The 16593-nt window shown below is 68.6% G+C and carries 17 protein-coding genes and 1 pseudogene; 6 read left to right on the top strand and 12 right to left on the bottom strand.

The features are described from left to right. Nucleotides 1-366: 366 nt before the first annotated feature. Nucleotides 367-1254, bottom strand: coding sequence for a dihydrodipicolinate synthase family protein (locus tag AB0D14_RS35600; RefSeq protein WP_362787248.1), 888 nt, complete (start codon nucleotides 1252-1254; stop codon nucleotides 367-369). Nucleotides 1255-1424: 170 nt separating this feature from the next. On the opposite strand from AB0D14_RS35600, the gene AB0D14_RS35595 reads away from it, so the two are divergent. The 4 genes from AB0D14_RS35595 (at nucleotide 1425) to AB0D14_RS35580 (ending at nucleotide 5435) form a co-directional block, all read left to right on the top strand. Continuing rightward, entirely contained in the window at nucleotides 1425-2777 is a 1353-nt protein-coding gene (locus tag AB0D14_RS35595; protein WP_362787247.1) for an MFS transporter, read from the top strand. Further along, on the top strand, nucleotides 2774-3799 hold the full coding sequence (locus AB0D14_RS35590; RefSeq protein ID WP_362787246.1) for a dihydroxyacetone kinase subunit DhaK: 1026 nt from the start codon (nucleotides 2774-2776) through the stop codon (nucleotides 3797-3799). The genes AB0D14_RS35595 and AB0D14_RS35590 overlap by 4 nt, the downstream gene beginning before the upstream one ends. After that, entirely contained in the window at nucleotides 3796-4437 is a 642-nt protein-coding gene (locus AB0D14_RS35585; protein ID WP_362787245.1) for a DAK2 domain-containing protein, read from the top strand. Before AB0D14_RS35590 ends, AB0D14_RS35585 begins: the two co-directional genes overlap by 4 nt. 173 nt (nucleotides 4438-4610) lie before the next feature. Then, nucleotides 4611-5435, top strand: a complete 825-nt coding sequence (locus AB0D14_RS35580; RefSeq protein ID WP_362787244.1) for a siderophore-interacting protein — start codon at nucleotides 4611-4613, stop codon at nucleotides 5433-5435. Between the two features lie 676 nt (nucleotides 5436-6111). Here AB0D14_RS35580 and AB0D14_RS35575 read toward each other — a convergent pair. From AB0D14_RS35575 to AB0D14_RS35555, 5 genes are all read right to left on the bottom strand, one after another. Then, nucleotides 6112-6945 carry a MerR family transcriptional regulator gene (locus AB0D14_RS35575; RefSeq protein ID WP_362787243.1) on the bottom strand — a complete coding sequence of 278 codons (834 nt, stop codon included), beginning with the start codon at nucleotides 6943-6945 and terminating at the stop codon, nucleotides 6112-6114. 15 nt (nucleotides 6946-6960) lie between these two features. Next, nucleotides 6961-7722, bottom strand: coding sequence for an ABC transporter permease (locus AB0D14_RS35570; RefSeq protein WP_362787242.1), 762 nt, complete (start codon nucleotides 7720-7722; stop codon nucleotides 6961-6963). 9 nt (nucleotides 7723-7731) lie between these two features. Next, nucleotides 7732-8529: an ATP-binding cassette domain-containing protein gene (locus AB0D14_RS35565; protein WP_362787241.1), complete on the bottom strand. Its 798-nt coding sequence runs from the start codon at nucleotides 8527-8529 to the stop codon at nucleotides 7732-7734. 380 nt (nucleotides 8530-8909) lie between these two features. Next, on the bottom strand, nucleotides 8910-9392 hold the full coding sequence (locus AB0D14_RS35560) for a hypothetical protein (RefSeq protein ID WP_362787240.1): 483 nt from the start codon (nucleotides 9390-9392) through the stop codon (nucleotides 8910-8912). Next, the gene (locus tag AB0D14_RS35555; protein ID WP_362787239.1) at nucleotides 9368-9568 is read right to left on the bottom strand and encodes a hypothetical protein; all 201 of its coding nucleotides are present in this window, start codon (nucleotides 9566-9568) and stop codon (nucleotides 9368-9370) included. Before AB0D14_RS35555 ends, AB0D14_RS35560 begins: the two co-directional genes overlap by 25 nt. A 191-nt stretch (nucleotides 9569-9759) precedes the next feature. Between AB0D14_RS35555 and AB0D14_RS35550 the strand changes: the two genes are divergently transcribed. Then, nucleotides 9760-10332: a helix-turn-helix domain-containing protein gene (locus AB0D14_RS35550; protein WP_362787238.1), complete on the top strand. Its 573-nt coding sequence runs from the start codon at nucleotides 9760-9762 to the stop codon at nucleotides 10330-10332. Between the two features lie 106 nt (nucleotides 10333-10438). Here the strand turns inward: AB0D14_RS35550 and AB0D14_RS35545 are convergent. Then, nucleotides 10439-10528: pseudogene (locus AB0D14_RS35545) on the bottom strand (alpha/beta hydrolase); the annotation flags it as partial. A gap of 151 nt (nucleotides 10529-10679) precedes the next feature. Further along, nucleotides 10680-11474 (bottom strand): LppX_LprAFG lipoprotein, encoded by a 795-nt coding sequence (locus tag AB0D14_RS35540; RefSeq protein WP_362787237.1) that lies wholly within the window; start codon nucleotides 11472-11474, stop codon nucleotides 10680-10682. Between the two features lie 382 nt (nucleotides 11475-11856). Between AB0D14_RS35540 and AB0D14_RS35535 the strand changes: the two genes are divergently transcribed. Next, complete coding sequence (locus AB0D14_RS35535) at nucleotides 11857-12105, top strand: hypothetical protein (protein ID WP_362787236.1); 249 nt, start codon at nucleotides 11857-11859, stop codon at nucleotides 12103-12105. Nucleotides 12106-12203: 98 nt separating this feature from the next. Here the strand turns inward: AB0D14_RS35535 and aztD are convergent, their stop codons facing one another. The 4 genes from aztD to aztB form a co-directional block, all read right to left on the bottom strand. Continuing rightward, entirely contained in the window at nucleotides 12204-13403 is a 1200-nt protein-coding gene (aztD, locus tag AB0D14_RS35530) for a zinc metallochaperone AztD (protein ID WP_362787235.1), read from the bottom strand. A gap of 88 nt (nucleotides 13404-13491) precedes the next feature. Further along, nucleotides 13492-14469 (bottom strand): zinc ABC transporter substrate-binding protein AztC, encoded by a 978-nt coding sequence (gene aztC / locus AB0D14_RS35525; RefSeq protein ID WP_362787234.1) that lies wholly within the window; start codon nucleotides 14467-14469, stop codon nucleotides 13492-13494. Further along, complete coding sequence (locus tag AB0D14_RS35520; protein WP_362787233.1) at nucleotides 14466-15701, bottom strand: hypothetical protein; 1236 nt, start codon at nucleotides 15699-15701, stop codon at nucleotides 14466-14468. The genes aztC and AB0D14_RS35520 overlap by 4 nt, the downstream gene beginning before the upstream one ends. 21 nt (nucleotides 15702-15722) lie before the next feature. Then, the gene (gene aztB, locus AB0D14_RS35515) at nucleotides 15723-16577 is read right to left on the bottom strand and encodes a zinc ABC transporter permease AztB (protein WP_362787232.1); all 855 of its coding nucleotides are present in this window, start codon (nucleotides 16575-16577) and stop codon (nucleotides 15723-15725) included. Between the last annotated feature and the right edge of the window lie 16 nt (nucleotides 16578-16593).

The following is a 16593-nucleotide window of genomic DNA, read 5'->3' as shown; positions in this document are numbered from 1 at the left end:
CGGGAAAAGGCGCGGCGTCCGCTTTGGGGTGGGGGCCGCGGGGGGGGGCGGGCGGGCCCCTAACCGCGACACCCCGGGGCCGCGCCCGGGGGGCCCCCCCACGCCGAACTCACCCGCGATGGCCCCCGGGTCGACGCGCGAACCGGGGGCGTACTCACCGGAGGTGATGCGTGCGCAGAGGATCGAGTACAGCTGTTCCGAGATCGATTCGACGACGAGGGGCTGGGGTCCGCGACGGTTGCGGACCGATGTGGTGGCCATGATCGCCCCTCTGCTCGTGTCTGGTTGACGGGCCGCCCACGAAGACGTGGGACGTGATCCCGCGAGGACGCGGGAGTGATCCCACGAGGATGTGGGACGTGACATCTAATCGATCAGATTAGCCGCTTGGAGCGCGGTGCGAATGCGTGCGCGGTCGGATTCGGTGGCGGGTTGGAAGGGCCGACGGGGGAGTCCCGGCGAGCGGCCCTGGAGCTCGAGCGCCGCCTTCAGCGTCGCCGGCAGGTTGGGCGCGTCGATCGCGCGCCACACGGTGAGGATGCGCTCGTGCAGGCTCAGCGCCTTGGCGTGGTCGCCGCTCTGGACCGCGTCCCACAACTCGACGCTCAGCCGTGGGGTGACGGTGGGGATGGCGGCGAGCGCGCCGTGGGCCCCCATGACGAACGCCGGATAGTGCAGGTCGTCGAGTGCGGCGAGGATGACGAACCGCTCGCGCATACGGTGCAGCAGGTCGGCGAGCAGATGCATGTCGCCGCCGGACTGCTTGATCGCCACGACCTGCGGTACGTCCCGCAGCAGCTCGATGGTGTCGACGGGGACCAGGGCCCAGGGCACCACGTTGTACAGGACGATCGGCAGGTCGGTCGCCTCGCCGATCTCCCGGTAGTGCGCCACGGTCTCCTCGGGTGAGGGTGAGAAGACGTAGTGCACGGGCGTCACCTGGAGGGCGTCGACGCCGGCTTCCTTGAGGGCGAGCGAGTAACGCTTGGCCTGGGCGGTCGAGTTCTGGATGACGCCGCCGATCACCGGCACCCGGCCGGCGGCCTCGTCGACGACGGTGGCGCAGATCGCCGCGCTCTCCTCCAGCGAGAGGGTCTGCCCCTCACCGGTGCTTCCACAGGCGCAGATGGCGGTGACGCCCTGGCCGAGGAGGTACTTCACCTCGCCGCGCAGCAGATCCAGGTCGACCTCGTCGTTCTCGTCGAACGGCGTGACGACGGTGGAAATCATCCCGCCGAGCTGGATGTCCTTCACGTGTCCTCCTGCGTATTGCCGCGCTCAGGATGCGGATGTAATGTCTGATGCATCAGATGTTACCACGGGCCCCGGTAACCGGAACCGCAGTTTCCGGCCACCGCCGATCCGCACGCACGATGAGGACGGCACCGACCGCGTCTTCGAGCCGCCATCGCAATGGAGCGAGCATGTCCACACCAGCCACGGCGCCGGCTTCCCGGGCGTCCCTGCGCAAGGTCGTCACCGCCAGCGCCCTGGGCACCACCGTCGAGTACTACGACTTCACCCTCTACGCGACGACCGCGGCACTGGTCTTCGACAAGATCTTCTTCCCTGACGCCTCGCCCCTGGTGGGCACCCTCGCCGCCTTCGCCACCTACTTCGTCGGCTACGCGGCCCGTCCGCTCGGAGGCATCCTCTTCGGCCACTTCGGCGACCGCCTCGGCCGTAAGAACGTACTGATCATCACCATGCTGATGATGGGCTTGGGCACCTTCGCCATCGGGCTGCTGCCCTCCTACGACAGCATCGGCATCGCCGCTCCGATCCTCCTCGTCCTCATCCGGCTCGTTCAGGGCCTCGGCATGGGTGGCGAGTACGGCGGCGGTGTCCTCATGGCGCTGGAATACAGCCCCAGGACCCGGCAGGGGTTCTTCACCTCTCTCGTGCACATCGGCACACCGGCAGGCGTCCTGATCCCGGTGGGGCTCGTGACGATTCTCGACGCGGCCCTGCCGGGCGGCGCCTACGACGACTGGGCCTGGCGGCTGCCGTTCCTCGCCAGCATCCTGCTCGTCGGCGTCGGCATGTGGATGCGCTTCCACATCACCGAGAGCCCGGAATTCGTCAAGATGCGTGCCGACCGCGAGGTGCAGAGCCTGCCCGTGCGGGAGGTTTTCACCAGGCGTCCGGCCACGGTCGCCTTCTCGATCCTCGCCAAGATCGCGGAGAGCGGTCTCTTCAACATCTACTACGTGGTGGCCATCACCTACGTCACCACCGAACTCGACCGGGACAAGACTCCGGTCCTGCTCGCCGTACTGGTCGCGTGCGCCGTCGAATGCTGCACCCTGCCCCTGTTCGGAGCCCTCTCCGACCGCATCGGCCGCCGTAAGGTCTACATCGCGGGTGCCCTCTTCCAGGCGGTTCTCGCCGTGCCGTTCTTCCTGCTCATCGAGACCGGCCAGTTCTGGGCGTACGTTCTGGGCATGACCCTGGGCCTCGGAGTGGGCCACGCGGCGATGTACGGCGCACAGGGCGCACTGTTCTCGAACCTGTACCCCGTCAACGTCCGCTACACCGGCCTCTCCGTCACCCAGCAGTTCGGCGCCACCCTCGGCGGCGGCCTGTCCCCGCTCATCGGAACGGCCCTGCTGGCCACCGCGGGAGGCCACTGGGGCTGGCTGATCGCCTACTGTGTCGGCGTCGCGATCATGTCCGCGCTCGCCGCCACCCGGCTGGGCGCGGGGGAGGCCGAACCCGGCACCCCCGAACCGCTGCCGCTGCCGACGCCGACACCTGAAAGGACCACTACTCCGTGACCCGCCTCTTCCTCCCCGACACCGCGCCCGTGGAGGCCGCGCTGCGCGGTATCGCCCTGGCGCACCCCGACCTGCTGCACCTCCACCAGGACCCGCTGTACGTCACCGGCCGCGTCCGGGATCCCCGGCGCCGCGTCGGTCTCCTCTCCGGAGGCGGCTCCGGGCACGAACCCCTGCACACCGGGTTCGTCGGCCGCGGCATGCTCGACGCGTCCGTCCCCGGCCGTGTCTTCGCCTCCCCGCACAACCGCCAGGTCTACGAGGCGTCACGGGCCGTCGCCGGCGAGGACGGCGTGCTGCACATCGTGAAGAACTACACGGGGGACCGCATCAACTTCGGTATCGCCGCGGAGCGCCTGCGGGCCGACGGCATCCGGGTGCGGCGCGTCCTGGTCGACGACGACCTCGCCACCGAGGACGAGACGACCGCGACGGGCCGACGCGGCACGGGAGCCACCGTCATCGTCGAGAAGCTCCTGGGCGCGGCAGCGGACACGGGGCTCGGCCTTGACGATCTCGCGGACCTGGGCGCCGACATCGCCGCCGCCTCGCGCAGCGTGGCCGTCGCCTCCAGGGCCCACACCTCGCCCTCCCAGGGCGGCCGGGCCTTCGAACTCGGCGACGACGAGATCGAGTACGGAGTGGGCATCCACGGCGAGCGCGCCGCACGGACCGTCACCCGTCCGGCGCTCGAGGAACTCGTCGACCGCATGGCCCGGCAGGTGCTCGACGGTCTTCCCCGGCGGTCCGATGAGGTCCTCCTCCTCGTCAACGGCCTCGGAGCGACCACTCTGCTGGAGCTGTACGCCGTCCATGACCGGGTGCGCCGCTTCCTGGACGAGAACAGTGTGCGCGTGGCCGGACAGCTCGTCGGCACCTTTGTCCCCGCCCTGGACATGAGCGGCTTCTCTCTCACGCTCACCACACCAGGAGAACGCTGGGCCGACTGGTGGCACGCGCCCGCGTGGACCCCGGCCTTCCCCGTCACGCAGTCTCTCGACAGCACGGAGCCCGCACGATGACCCTCGACCACCGCCTGGTTCTGCGCGCCTACGCGCAGACCGCCCGCGCCGCACACGAGACGCTGACCGCGCTCGACCAGCTCTCCGGCGACGGAGACTTCGGCGACAACCTGCGCGAGGGTCTCGACCGGGTCGAGGACGCACTCGGCGAACGGCCCGACGACCCTGCCTTCGCGGTCGCCGCCTCCGTCTTCCTCGACGAGGTCGGTGGCACCAGCGGCCCCCTCATCGGCCTGCTCTTCCAGGAGATCGCCCGGGCCCTGGCCGCCTCCGAAGACGTCCGCGAGGGGTGGCGGACGGGTGTCGCCGAGGGCCTGGCCGCGATCCAGCGTGTCGGGGAGGCGGAGCCGGGGGACCGCACCATGGTCGACGCGCTCGCCCCCGCCCGGGACGCCCTGGCCGCGGGGGAGGGATACGCAGGCACGGCCCGTGCCGCACTCTCCGGAGCCCGGGCCACCGCCGACATCCGGGCCCGCCGGGGCCGCGCCGCCTACGTGGGCGACCGCGCGCTCGGAGCCCCCGACCCCGGAGCGACGGGCGTGGCCCTGCTCTTCTGGTCGCTGGCCGGAGTGGCCGAACCCTACGCGGCGACGGACACCCTGGAGGAAGTGCTGCGGCAGGTACGCGCCGACGGGTGACGCCCCAACCCCCGAACTCGGGGACAGCGTCCGGTCGCGGCACTTGCGCCCTGCGAGAGGGACGGGCCAACGGGTTCGCTCCCGTCGGCCCGTCCCTCTCGCCGTCGTCACGTGGGGCTGCCGCATCGCGCGGCCGGGTTGGATTGGAACTTAGCTTAGGCTAGCCTAAGTGGGTGTCGAAGATCCCTGAGTTGATGCCCCGGCAGCCCCGCCTGTTCCGCTGCAGCGTCGTGCGCAGTGAGCGCTACACACCCTCGATGCAGCGTGTCACGGTGGCTGGTCCCGACCTCGCCTCGTTCCACTGGCAAGGCTACGACCATTGGTTCCGGCTGTTTCTGCGGAAACCACACCAGGAGAGGTTCGTCCTGCCGGAGATCTCCGGACCGACCTGGTGGAAGCCGTTCCTCGCCACTCCCGAGGACGAGCGGGCGCACTGCGCCAACTACACCGTGGCCGGCTTCCGTCCCGATACGGGCGAACTCGACATCGACTTCGTCGTGCACTGCGGAGCCGGCGGCGAACCGGAGGGCACCGCGGCGATCTGGGCCTGCGGCGTGACCCCCGGCGAGGACCTCGCCCTCCTCGACCAGGGATTGCTGTTCGACTGCCCCGACGACGCCTCCGACGTACTCCTCGTCGCCGACGAAAGCGGTCTGCCCGCCACGGCCGGCATCCTGCGCGCCCTTCCGCGTGACGCCGTCGGCCGTGTCATCCAGGAGATTCCGACCGCCGGGGACCGCCGTGACCTCGACGCCCCGGCCGGAATGAGCATCACCTGGGTGGTACGTGACGACCCGTCCGCGGTTCCTGGCGCCGCCGCACTGGCGGAGTTGCGTGGGCACGTCCCGGCCCGTCCGACGGGCTATGCCTTCATCGTGGGGGAGTCGACACTCGCCACGGAGGGCCGCCGCCACCTGCACCGTTCGGGACTGCCGAAGTCGCGCATCACCTTCTCCGGATTCTGGAAGCGCGAGTCACATGAGAAGGCCACGGCCTGACCGGCGCCGGTCAACCTCAACGCATGCGCGTCACGGTCCACGCCACCCGGGAGGGGCAGGCCATCGTGGCCGGCCTCCGCAGTTGGTGACCCACTGCCCGGCCGCGGAGATCCATGGCCGGTTGTGGTTCATGGCTGACCGTGCGAGGCGTTGAGTGGACGTCAGCGACGGCGCAGCATCATGACGACGGCGATGATGATGATAATGACGACGATGGTACCCAGGCCTATGTACACGGTTTTCTCTTTCCTTCGGAAGAGTGGCACCCGTCAGTGCCGCAGAGGACCGGGTGCCCCCGTTGGGGCCTTTCAGCCCGGGCCGGTGGTTTTGTTGCTCCGCCGTGTCCTGCAGCCGCACTCCGGGCGGGAGCACCTGTCCGCGATCTGTCCGCCACTGAACCCACCCCGATCTCACGTCGGTGCGTCAAGGCGGGATGCCTGCTGAGTCGGTGCGAAGCGCGGTGCCGGTGGTAGTTGATGACCTCCTTGAGCGTAGAGGAACGGCGCACCGAAACGAACAGGAAGGCAGCCGCTCGCGCAGCGACTGGAAGTAGGCAGGGCACACGGGGCCCGGTCGTCCTCGCGCGGGGACCGCAGCCGACGCGGCGCCGTGCCCCGCTGCGGCACTTTGATGCCGACCAGCGTTGGATGCAGCTCTTCCTGCGGGAGGGACGTGATCAGGAGCATGCTTGATCGCGGATCGGAGCCGGCCGGGAGTTGGTGGATGGCGGCAGCTCGGTGTTGAGCCTGTCGGAAGGCACGCGCTCGATGCGAGTCCAGCCCCTCCAGCCCCGATCCTCCAGGATCGCCACCACCCGCTCGGCGCCCGGTGAGGACTCGACCATGGTCGAGTCCAACAGGTCGACGAACTGGTCGTCGAAGCCGTCAGCACCCACCTCGCCGGCCTCGACGGCGCGAATCATCAGACGCTCCACGACGTCGGCGACCTCGACGACCCGCGGATCGTCGACCGGCCAGTCGAGTGCCGAGCTGAGAAGGCTGTAGAGCTTCACTATGTCAGGGTCGTCCAACTGCTCGTGTTTCTTGGCGATCACGGCGTCGATCAGGTGCGGCACCTGGGCGGCGATCATGATCCAGGCATCCCTCTCCATCTCGATGTACCGCTCCTCGACGCCGAGCGCGCGCAGCCGGTCGAGGTAGTCCACGACGCTCTGCGGCAGCGCCAGGTGCTCTCCGGCGGCGAGTCTGACGAGCCGTTTGCGGGTGGCCTGCAGCCGCCGGACCTCGGCGCGCAGGTCCTTGTCGATCTCCTGGACGCCGTCGGCGAACTCCTCCGGGCCGGCGTCGAGGAGTTCCTGCACCCGGGCCAGCGGCACGCCGGCATCTGTCAGGGTATGGATCCGGATCAGTCGCACGACCGCGGCAGCGTCGTAGATCCGGTAGCCGGACCGGTCGCGTTCGGGCTCCGGCAGCAGCCCGATCTGGTGGTAGTGGCGTACCGCCCGTACCGTCACCCCGGCGGACGCCGCAAGCTGGCTGATGGTGAGCATGTTCCTCAGACTGCCTCAGGCGATCTTCCGGCGATAGGCGGCCATCGCGAAGACGTACGCCACGACGAGGATGCCGACGCACCAGGCGAGGGCGGTCCAGATGTCGTCGCCGACCGGCCGCTGCGCGAACAGGTCGCGGATCGTGTTGACGATCGACGTCACCGGCTGGTGCTCGGCGAAGGCGCGCACCGGGCCGGGCATGGTCTCCGTGGGCACGAACGCCGAGCTGATGAACGGCAGGAAGACGAGCGGATAGGCGAACGCGCCCGCGCCCTCGACCGATGCCGCGGAGAGCCCGGGGATCACGGCGATCCAGGTCAGCGCCAGGGTGAACAGGAGCAGGATGCCGGCGACCGCGAGCCATGCCGGCACTCCTGCCCCTGAGCGGAAGCCCATGAGCAGAGCGACGCCCAGAACGATCACGAGCGAGATCAAGTTGGCGACCAGGGAGGTGAGGACATGCGCCCACAGCACACCCGACCGTGCGATCGGCATGGACTGGAATCGCTCGAAGATCCCGCTCTTCATGTCGGTGAACAGCCGGTACGAGGTGTAGGAGATGCCCGACGCGATGGTGATGAGCAGGATGCCGGGCAGCATGTAGTTCACGTACGAAACCGACCCTGTGTCGATCGCGCCGCCGAACACGTAGACGAACATCAGCATCATGGCGACCGGCGTGATGACGGTCGTGATGATGGTGTCCAGGCTGCGTGTGACATGGCGCAGGGTCCGCCCCGTGAGAGCAGCGGTGTCACCGAAGAAACTCGTGGTCATCCTTGGTCCCTACTTGTCCGTGCCGGTGGCTTCACGCTTGTCGTCGTCGCCGACGATCGCGAGGAAGATCTCCTCAAGGGTCGGCTGCTTCTCGACGTACTCGACCGTGGCGGGCGGGAGGAGCTGTTTGAGTTCGGCGAGGGTGCCGTTCGCGATGATCCGACCCTTGTGGAGGATCGCGATGCGGTCGGCGAGCTGTTCGGCCTCGTCCAGGTACTGCGTGGTGAGCAGTACCGTCGTGCCGTACTCAGCGAGTTCCTTGACGGCATGCCACACCTCGATGCGCCCCTCGGGGTCGAGCCCGGCCGTCGGCTCGTCCAGAAAGATCACCGACGGATTCCCGATGAGGCTCATCGCGATGTCCAGCCGGCGGCGCATCCCACCCGAATACGTGGACACCTTCCGCGTGCCGGCCTCGGTCAGCGAGAAACGCTTCAGCAGGTCGACCGCGATCGAACCCGGATCCTTGAGGTGGCGCAGCCTGGCGACGAGTACGAGGTTCTCCCGACCGCTGAGGATCTCGTCTACGGCCGCGAACTGCCCGGTGAGACTGAAGGACTCCCGCACGTCCGCCGGTTGCGTGGCGACGTCGAAGCCATGGACACTGGCTGTTCCCGCGTCGGCCTTCAGGAGCGTGGCGAGGATCTTCACGGTGGTGGTCTTGCCCGCCCCGTTGGAGCCGAGCAGAGCGAAGATGTTGCCCCGCGCCACTTCGAAGTCCACGCCGCGCAGCACTTCGAGTTTCCCGTACGACTTTTCCAGACCTCGTACGCGAATCGCCGGGTCGGCGATCGATTGGGCCACCATGGTCATCTGCCTCCTTTGCCGAGCTGTTCCAGGCGACTGCGAGGAAGCTCCTGGCGGAAGGATGGAGGGTTGACCCAGCGTCAAGGTCAAGCCGCTCCGACCACGGCATCCAGATCGCCGGCGCCGATGCGAGCCGTCCCGAGGTCCGTTCCCATCGGGCAGTGGCCGGGCACAGCCTCTCCAGCGTCGAAGAAGTCCGAGATCGGTACGAACGTTGCGAGGGGCGAGGGGCGAGGGGCGGCGGCGGATCACGAGGTCGATCACCTGATGGCTCAGCGCGCTCGTACCACGCCGAGCTCGCACCTGCTCATCTCCGGTTGACAGCGGCCGTTTACTGGGATGAGTCAGCGTCGGTGGTGGCCGCCGCCGTGGCCGCGGCCTCAGGACGTGTTGGAAGAGATCCAGTCGTCGTTGTTCCGATGGCGGTCCAGTCCCACAGCCTCGAATTCATCCTCGCCAAGGCTCCTCCTCACGCGGAGTTGCCGAAGAGCCTGCGAGATCGGGCTGACTGTTCGTGAGAGCCACTTCTTCGTCGGCGCATCCAGCGGCCCCAGTACCAATGCCCCGTCAGCCCAGACAGCGGCTCGTTGCTCGCCGACTCCCCCGAAGTACTCGGCCTCCACATAGGCGATCGGCCCTGCGGCGGACCACTGAGCGAGCAGCGTCTCGAAGCCTCCCGGCAGCCGCCAAAATCCCAGGTTCCCGGCGGCACTGCCGTCTGTGATGGCGTCGAAGACCTCATCCGTCATCGGCATCAGCGACAAGCCCTGGCGAAGAGGTGCCACTCGGGCTCCAGGAACGTCTCGTGACGCAGCACGCAGCAGTTCGTCTCCTGCGATCACCGCCTGCAGTGTGTAACCCATCCCAGGGCCCTCCCCCACCGATTGGAGTTCCTTCTCGAAATGCCGGGCAGCCTCAAGGGCCGGCCCATGTCGGGGTCGTCGGCCAGCTGGCCTGCCAGGGCCTTCAGCACGTAGGGAACGTCTGCCCCGAGCCGGGCGGCGGTGTCGCGTACGTCCGGCTGGATTTCGACCTTCACGGCCTGGTGCTCCTTGGCTGGTCGGATGGGGGACGGTGCCCCTCACACAGCAGGGACATACGAGCCTACTTGCCAAGCGGGAGCGCAGCAGGGGCAAGGCGAGCAGTGGACGGCCGCCGTGGAGGACGACTCGATCTGGGAGCAGGGGGTCGGCGAAGGAAGGGGCCCGGAGAGGGGAATGGTGACCGCTGATGGCCGGCAGTGAACAACGCCCGCTGCGAGCTGACCCACGGCGTAACAGAGACAAGATCCTCGCGGCCGGGGTACGCGTGTTCGCCGAGAAGGGGCTGGACGCGCACCTGGAGCACATTGCCAGAGAGGCGGGCGTGGGCAGCGCAACCCTGTACCGCAACTTCCCCACCCGGGAGGCGCTGATCGAGGCGGTCTACCGCAATGAGGTGGCCCAGCTGTGCGATGCCGTCCCCGGTCTGCTCGCGGCGAAGCCGCCCTACGAAGCCCTGCGCGCTTGGACACGCCTCTTCCTGGACTACGTCACCGCCAAATTCGGCATGGCCGACGCCTTGCGTACCATCGCCGCGGCGGGAAGCAACCCGTACGGCCACAGTCGGGACATGATCCAGGCCGCCGTCACCGCTCTGATGGACGCGTGTGCAGCCGCCGGGACGATTCGCACCGACATCAGCCCCGCCGACATGGGTGCCGCCCTCGAAGGCATCGCCCTCACCTCGGCCAGGCCCGAACACCGGGCACGGGCCGAACGCCTGCTTGACCTCACCCTGGACGGCCTGAAGGCCCGTTCGTGAGCCAAGAACGGTCTGCTACGCGATTGAAGTCCAGGTCGTTGTAGGAGAAACACTCTCCAGGTGAGGGTGGGCTTCGCCGTCCGGGTATGCCGTGACGCACCGGTCGGGCGGCTGGTGCGAAGGCGGCGACTGCGTCGACGAGGTCGGCCGGAGCGTCCAGCGGGATCAGGTGGCCCGTGTCCAGGATCACCATGAAAGTCGGCTCCGGGGAGGTAGGGGCACCAAGTTGTCCCGGCGCGCAGCGAGTCGGTCCAGCCCAGCTGCGCGGGTCGGCGGTGTCGTCCCCGTCGTCGCCGGCCCCTTCGGTCCGACTGCCGCTGAGGGGCCCCGCGCCGGGCTCCCCCCCCTCAGGCCAGCAGGACGTCCTCGCCCGCCGTCACGGGGACGACCTGCTTGGCCGTCGGCGCCTCGGCCTTCACCGGTGTGCCGAAGTCCGAGAGTGTCATCGTCGTCATGGCCTTCATACCGCCGTAATGGGACAGCCGGGCCTGGACGGCGCGCCCTTTCCCGTCGACCCACACGTCCGCGTAAACGGGCATGTCGTCGCCCAGACTCTCGCGCAGGTCGTCCAGCCCCTGTTTCGTCTTCGTCGTCATCCGGAGTGTCGCGGTGGCGTGGTCGATCGTGCCCCGGTAGTGCACCGCGGGGGAGCCGTTCACCTGCTCCTTGCCCTCGTTCGACACTTGACGCATCGCCTTCATCTGGCGGAGCAGGTGCTCGGGGTCGTTCAGCGGCGCCCGCAGGAAAAAGCGGGTCAGGGCTTCGCTCCGGACGGCCGAGGCCCACTTGCCCTCGCCCACCGCCCGTGAGCCCTGCACATAGACGGTGTCGCCGACGAAGATCTCCTCGACGGGGTCCATGCCGCTGTCCTTGAGCTCCACCGTGAGTCGGCCCCTGTCACCCCCCAGGTCGAAGGCGCCGGCGATCGCGAACACATACGTCGTGGGGCTGCCGGCCGACCGCAGCTCGATCTTCTCGTCCACGCGGGCACTGTCCGCGCTCGTCCTCTCGATCGCGGCGCGCACGGCCGCCCTGTGATCCGCGGCCTTCTTCGCACTCTCCCCCGAGTCACTGTCCGGTCCGCCGGAACAGGCGGTGCAGAGCAGGAGGACAGTGGCGGAGAGGAGGCGGGCGCGGCGCATGGGTTCTCCGAGGATCGGTACTGCGTCAGGGTGGAGCCCGATAGGGCCTGTAGATCTTTGCACGAAACCGGTGACGCGGCCTGCGAGGGGCCCTGCGCTTCTCGGACAGCGGTGTTGAGGGTTCTCCGTGTGCTGCTGCCCCGCAACTCCTCGTACCCGGCGTGGACTTCTGCGGGAGCCTTGTGGCCGAGTCCGGAGTGGAGGGATTTTTGACTGTAGAACATCTCGATGTAGCGGACGATCGCCCTGTGGGTGCTCCGGCCATCGCCCAGCCGACAACAGCTTTGGTGTGGCAGTCGAGGATGGTTGCGAGGTAATAGGAACCCGGCTCAGGTGTGAACGCAGGTGAATCCGTGGCCCGTTACGTCCGGGAGCGTCACCGGTGAAGTTACGGGCCGGCAGGTCGGGCGTGGCCGACGTCGTACCATCGGCGATCGTGGTCGCCCGCCAGGGTCGCAGCTGGCATGACACCATCCACTCGTATACGTACGACCTGGCGGCGGGCGGTTCGGTGGTCGTGGTGCTGACCGGTCTGTTCGTCCTGACCTGGTGTCTGGCACCGCGCCACGGACTTCTGGCGAAGCTGGTCCGGCGCCCGGACGCCACGCCCCTGGTCGTGGCCGGCCGCTGAGCCCGGTTTCGGCCGCGACAGCGATTCACGACTGCTCCCGCTGTCCTTGCGACCGACAGGCCGCGAGGACAGCGGGAGCAGTGGGCCACCGGATGCGGTCAGTGTCCGGCGACGACGCCCGACAGTTCGTTGGTGCTCTTCGGTAGGGTCACTGAAATGATCTTCTTGCCGGTCTCCAGGTCGATGGCGTGCAGCGCCTTCTCGCTGGGGTCGGAGACGTAGGCGGTGTTGTCGCGGACGAACAGTGTGGGCCGGGGCTGCTGCCAGTCCAGCGGCTCCTGCCACTTGCCCACGGCCGGGATCTTCTTCTCAACCTTGCCGCTCGCCGGGTCGAGCACGTGGATCGCCCCGTCGGTGCCGAGGACCAGCGCCTCACCCTGCGGGCCGCGGCCCAGTGACCGGAAGGAGTAGCTGGTGCCCAGGTCGACCAGGCGCAGCTTCTTCTTCTCGGTATCGATGAGGGAGATGCGGGTGGGCCTCTCCAACTCGGCCTCCGCGTCGGTCTTGTAGTCGCCCAGGAGGACCGGAGAGGCGTCGCTGCCGGCCTGGTTGCCGATGCGGCCGTAGCTGTCCGGGGCGTTGACCTTGCTGAACTTGCCATCCTTGTAGATCAGGATGCCGTCCTCGCAGCCGACGGCGATGGCCTCGTTCTTGGCAGCCGCCTCACCGTGCACGCCGGGGCATTTCTCGTAGCGTGCGATCTCCTTGTTGTTCTTGTCCAGCACCAGCACGCCGGTCCGCTTCTCCTCAGTGCCCAGTGTGCTGAGGAGTTCGCCGTTGGCCAGCTCGATGGCGACACCGTGGTGTGCCTCGGCGGAGGCGTAGGTGCGTCCTTCCGGCTTCTTCCCACTGCGCAGGTCGGCGGGGTCGAAGACGTTGACTTCTCCGGTGCCGTCGGTGAAGAGCACCGTCTTGCCCGCGTGACGGACGACGTGACCGGGCTTGGAACCCTTGTACTTGAGGTCGGTGAGGGTCTGCCCGGTGGCGTCGAGCATGCGGAAGCCGGTGTCGGTGGAAACGACGACGTGGTCTTTGTCGCCCGCGGGGTTGACGCGGTTGAAGCCGGGGAGTTGCAGGGTCTTGGTCGGCTTGAGGCTTTCGCCGTCCAGGATGTACAGACCGCCGTCGAAGCTGGCGACCAGCGGGTCCTTGACCGCGGCGGCGGGCGTCGCGCTCGCGGTGCCCTCGGTCTTGGCATCGGAGGAGGAGTCGTCTCCTCCGCAAGCGGTCAGAACCGTGGACACCGCCAGGGCCAGTGCCGTTCCCGTGAGAGCTCTGTTGCGTATCGACTTGTTCATCGGTGTGTTCCTTTCCGGGCCGCTCGGTGGCGGCAGCGGTGTGTGACGGTTCCGGTCCGTCGGCCGGTGTGCGTGGCAGTAAGGGGAGTCAGCCGGCGGTCAGGCCGTCGGTCATGGCGGTGGTGTTGGCGCGCATCATCCGCAGGTAGGTGTCGGCGCCCTCGCCCTGCGCGGTCAGCGACTCCGAGTAGAGCTCGACCACTTGGACCCGGTCGTCCAGTTCCGTGCGCAGGACCTCGGCGAGCTTCGTGGGCTGGGAGGAGTCGGCGAACACTGTGCGTACCCCGGCCTTCTCCATCGCCACGGTGAGCGAGCGCAGGTCGGAGGAGCTGGGTGAGGCCAGCGTGGTGCCGCTGGGGACGACCGCGCCTGTCACCTGGAAGCCGAAGCGGTCGGCGAGGTAGCCGAAGACGTGGTGGTTGGTCACCAGGGCGCGCCTGCTCTCCGGGATGCGGTCGAAGGACTTCTCCATCCAGGCGGTCAGCTCGCCGAGTTGCTTGTCGTAGCGGTCGGCGTGGGCGCGTATCGCATGCTCGTCCACGCCGTCGACGTGCTCGACCACCTCGTCGGCTATGAGGCCACTGACCTTGCGGACCCGGTCGGGATCGGTCCAGAAGTGCGGGTCGGGCTGTCCTTCTCCGTCCTCGGGGCCGCCGTCGTCGGCCGTGTGGAAGGCGAGCGGGTCGGCCGCCTCGCCGACCGCGAAGGTGGCGACGCCTGACTCACGGGCGGCGTCCACGTGCCGCAGGACGTTCTCCTCCAGTCCCAGGCCGTTGTAGACCACGAGGTCGGCGCGCTCCAGTTCGGCGGCCTGCACCGCCGACAGGCCGAAGGAGTGGGGGTCGGCGTTGGGCTTCATCAGGACGGTGACGTCGGCTTCGTCACCGACGATCTCCCGGGTGATGTCGCCGAGGATGTTGGTCGTGACGACGATGCTCGGCTGGTCCCCACCGGTGGTGCAGGCGGAGGCCGCGGCGACTGTGGCGAGGGCGAGCAGGCCTACGATCAGGCTGCGCAGCCGTGCCACGCTCACCCGTACGCGCTGTTTCGCCTTGGTCCGGCTCATCGGCCGGTCTCCGCCATGAGGACCGGCTCGATGTCCAGGTCGAAGGTGCGCGCGATGCGCAGGTCGTCGTTGTAGTCGATCTCGAACACCCTCTTGCCCTTGGGGTCGTTGATGTAGGCGCGGCTGCGGTCGACCTCGATCACCGGGGCGCTGCCGTTGGTGCCGGCCGGGTCTTCTCCCGTCAGGAGTGCCTTGGTCCGTGCGACCTGCTTCCCGGTGGCGATGTCATAACCGTGCAGCGAGCCGTCGGTCTCCAGGACGAGCAACGGGGAGCCTTCTCCGGCGGTGTTCGCCGCGATGACGGGCCCGGTCTCCACCTGGGTCCAGGTCCGGTCGGTGACGTCCAGGACCCATACGGCGTCGTCTCCGGCCGGTGCGGTGAGGGTGTCGCTGCCGGGGCGCTGACGGAAGGTGGTGGCCCGTTCGTTCGGTGGGACGTCCTGGGGGTAGGGAATGGCCTCGGCGGTGAAGGCTCCGTCCTTGTGGCTGACGAGCAGGGCGCCGTCGGCGCAGCCCAGCACCACCCCGCGCCGGGTGACGGCGTCACCCCGGGGCTCTTCGCACTCGGCGTCCGGGGAGGCGACGTGCTCGCCCTTGCGGTCGAGCACGACGAGCTTCGTCGTTGCACCCTCTTGGGCGAACGCCAGCAGGTGTTCCGCGTACGGTACGACGGCACCGGTGTAGGTGCCCGTCAGCGTCCGGGAAGACGCGATCCTGCCCTTCTCCAGTTTGCTGCGGTCGTACAGAACTGTCCGCCCGTCCTCGCCGGTCACCGTGGTCACGACGATGTCGCTGCGCACCTGCGACCGGCCGCCCGCGGGCAGTTCACCGACGTCGCGTATCGCCGCGCTGTAGTAGTGGACGTGATCGCCGTGATCCACCATCCAGGCGCCGCTGTCGAGGACGTGCGTGCCGCCGGGGGTGTGCAGGTAGCCGAATCTTCCGTCCGTGCCCAGCCGGACGGCGCCTTCCACCCGGGCCGTCCTGTGCGTCTTGCCGGTGATGAGGTCGAGGACGCGGCTGTCTGCGCTGTCGGTGTCGTTGAGGAGCAGGCGGGACTGCTGTTCGGCAGCCTCGCGTGCTCCCTCCACGTATCCGTGCTGAGTGGCGGAGGCGGACCCCGTCACTGGTCGGGAGGCGCTGTCCTTCTGTCCCGCGCAGCCCGTGGCGAGCAGCGCGGTGAGTACCAGTGCGGCCGAAGCCCATGGAGTGACGTTTCTGCGGACGGTCATGACGATCACCTCGGGCTTCTTTCAGTTGACTTCGAGGGCAGGAACGGGTCCGAGGCGGGCACGGCGGTGCCGCAGGCCGGACACCACGTGGGAGAGGAAGAACAAGGTCACCGCGAGGGCCGAGACGGTCGCACCGGCGGCGGTGCTCAGGTGCCAGGACAGGAGCAGTCCGCCGAACGTGGCGGTGGCGCCGAGGAGTGCGGCGAGCGCCATGACCCCGCGGACGCTGCGCGCCCATGGCAGGGCCGCCGCCGGCGGAGCTATGAGCAGACCGAGGACCAGCAGCGTTCCGACGATGTGGAACGAGGCGACGATCGCCAGACCGAGCAGGCCCAGCAGTACGGCGTGGGCCAGACGCGGGCGCAGCCCCAGGGTTTTCGCCTTGCGTGAGTCGAACGCCAGGGCAAGGAAGGCCCGATGACCGAGCGCCGACACCACCAGCGCCACGAGCAGTGCCACTGCCAGCAGCAACAGGTCCTGCTCGCGGACGGCGAGGACGTCGCCGAAGAGGAAGCCGGTGAGGTCCACCGCGAAGGACTGCGAGCGCGACACGATGATCACGCCGAGCGAGAGCATGCCGACGAAGAGCAGACCGATGCCGGTGTCCTGCGACAGCCGCCGTACACGCCCCAGTACGGAGACGCCCGCAGTCATGACGGCGGCGCTGGCCACCGCGCCCACCAACAGGTTCCCGCCGAGCAGCGCGGCCAGCGCGATCCCCGGCAGCAGGCCGTGGGACATGGCGTCGCCGAGGAAGGCCATCCCCCTCAGAACCACCCAGGTGCCCGCCAGCGCGCAGATCGCGGACACCAGCATCCCGCCCCACAGGGCTCGCTGCACGAAGGTCACCTCGAACGGGGCCGTCAACCATTCCATGCCGGGGACACTACAA

The sequence above is a fragment of the Streptomyces sp. NPDC048484 genome (assembly GCF_040651415.1).
Taxonomy (GTDB): Bacteria; Actinomycetota; Actinomycetes; order Streptomycetales; family Streptomycetaceae; genus Streptomyces.
Note: the sequence above shows the minus strand (reverse complement) of the source record. Positions and strands in the feature narration are given on the sequence as shown.

Coding starts and splice junctions, on each gene's coding strand:
- AB0D14_RS35595 (WP_362787247.1), top strand. CDS start 1,425: ATGTCCACACCAGCCACGGCGCCGGCTTCCCGGGCGTCCCTGCGCAAG.
- AB0D14_RS35585 (WP_362787245.1), top strand. CDS start 3,796: ATGACCCTCGACCACCGCCTGGTTCTGCGCGCCTACGCGCAGACCGCC.
- AB0D14_RS35575 (WP_362787243.1), bottom strand. CDS start 6,945: ATGCTCACCATCAGCCAGCTTGCGGCGTCCGCCGGGGTGACGGTACGG.
- AB0D14_RS35570 (WP_362787242.1), bottom strand. CDS start 7,722: ATGACCACGAGTTTCTTCGGTGACACCGCTGCTCTCACGGGGCGGACC.
- AB0D14_RS35565 (WP_362787241.1), bottom strand. CDS start 8,529: ATGGTGGCCCAATCGATCGCCGACCCGGCGATTCGCGTACGAGGTCTG.
- AB0D14_RS35560 (WP_362787240.1), bottom strand. CDS start 9,392: ATGGGTTACACACTGCAGGCGGTGATCGCAGGAGACGAACTGCTGCGT.
- AB0D14_RS35550 (WP_362787238.1), top strand. CDS start 9,760: ATGGCCGGCAGTGAACAACGCCCGCTGCGAGCTGACCCACGGCGTAAC.
- AB0D14_RS35540 (WP_362787237.1), bottom strand. CDS start 11,474: ATGCGCCGCGCCCGCCTCCTCTCCGCCACTGTCCTCCTGCTCTGCACC.
- aztD (WP_362787235.1), bottom strand. CDS start 13,403: ATGAACAAGTCGATACGCAACAGAGCTCTCACGGGAACGGCACTGGCC.
- aztC (WP_362787234.1), bottom strand. CDS start 14,469: ATGAGCCGGACCAAGGCGAAACAGCGCGTACGGGTGAGCGTGGCACGG.
- AB0D14_RS35520 (WP_362787233.1), bottom strand. CDS start 15,701: ATGACCGTCCGCAGAAACGTCACTCCATGGGCTTCGGCCGCACTGGTA.
- aztB (WP_362787232.1), bottom strand. CDS start 16,577: ATGGAATGGTTGACGGCCCCGTTCGAGGTGACCTTCGTGCAGCGAGCC.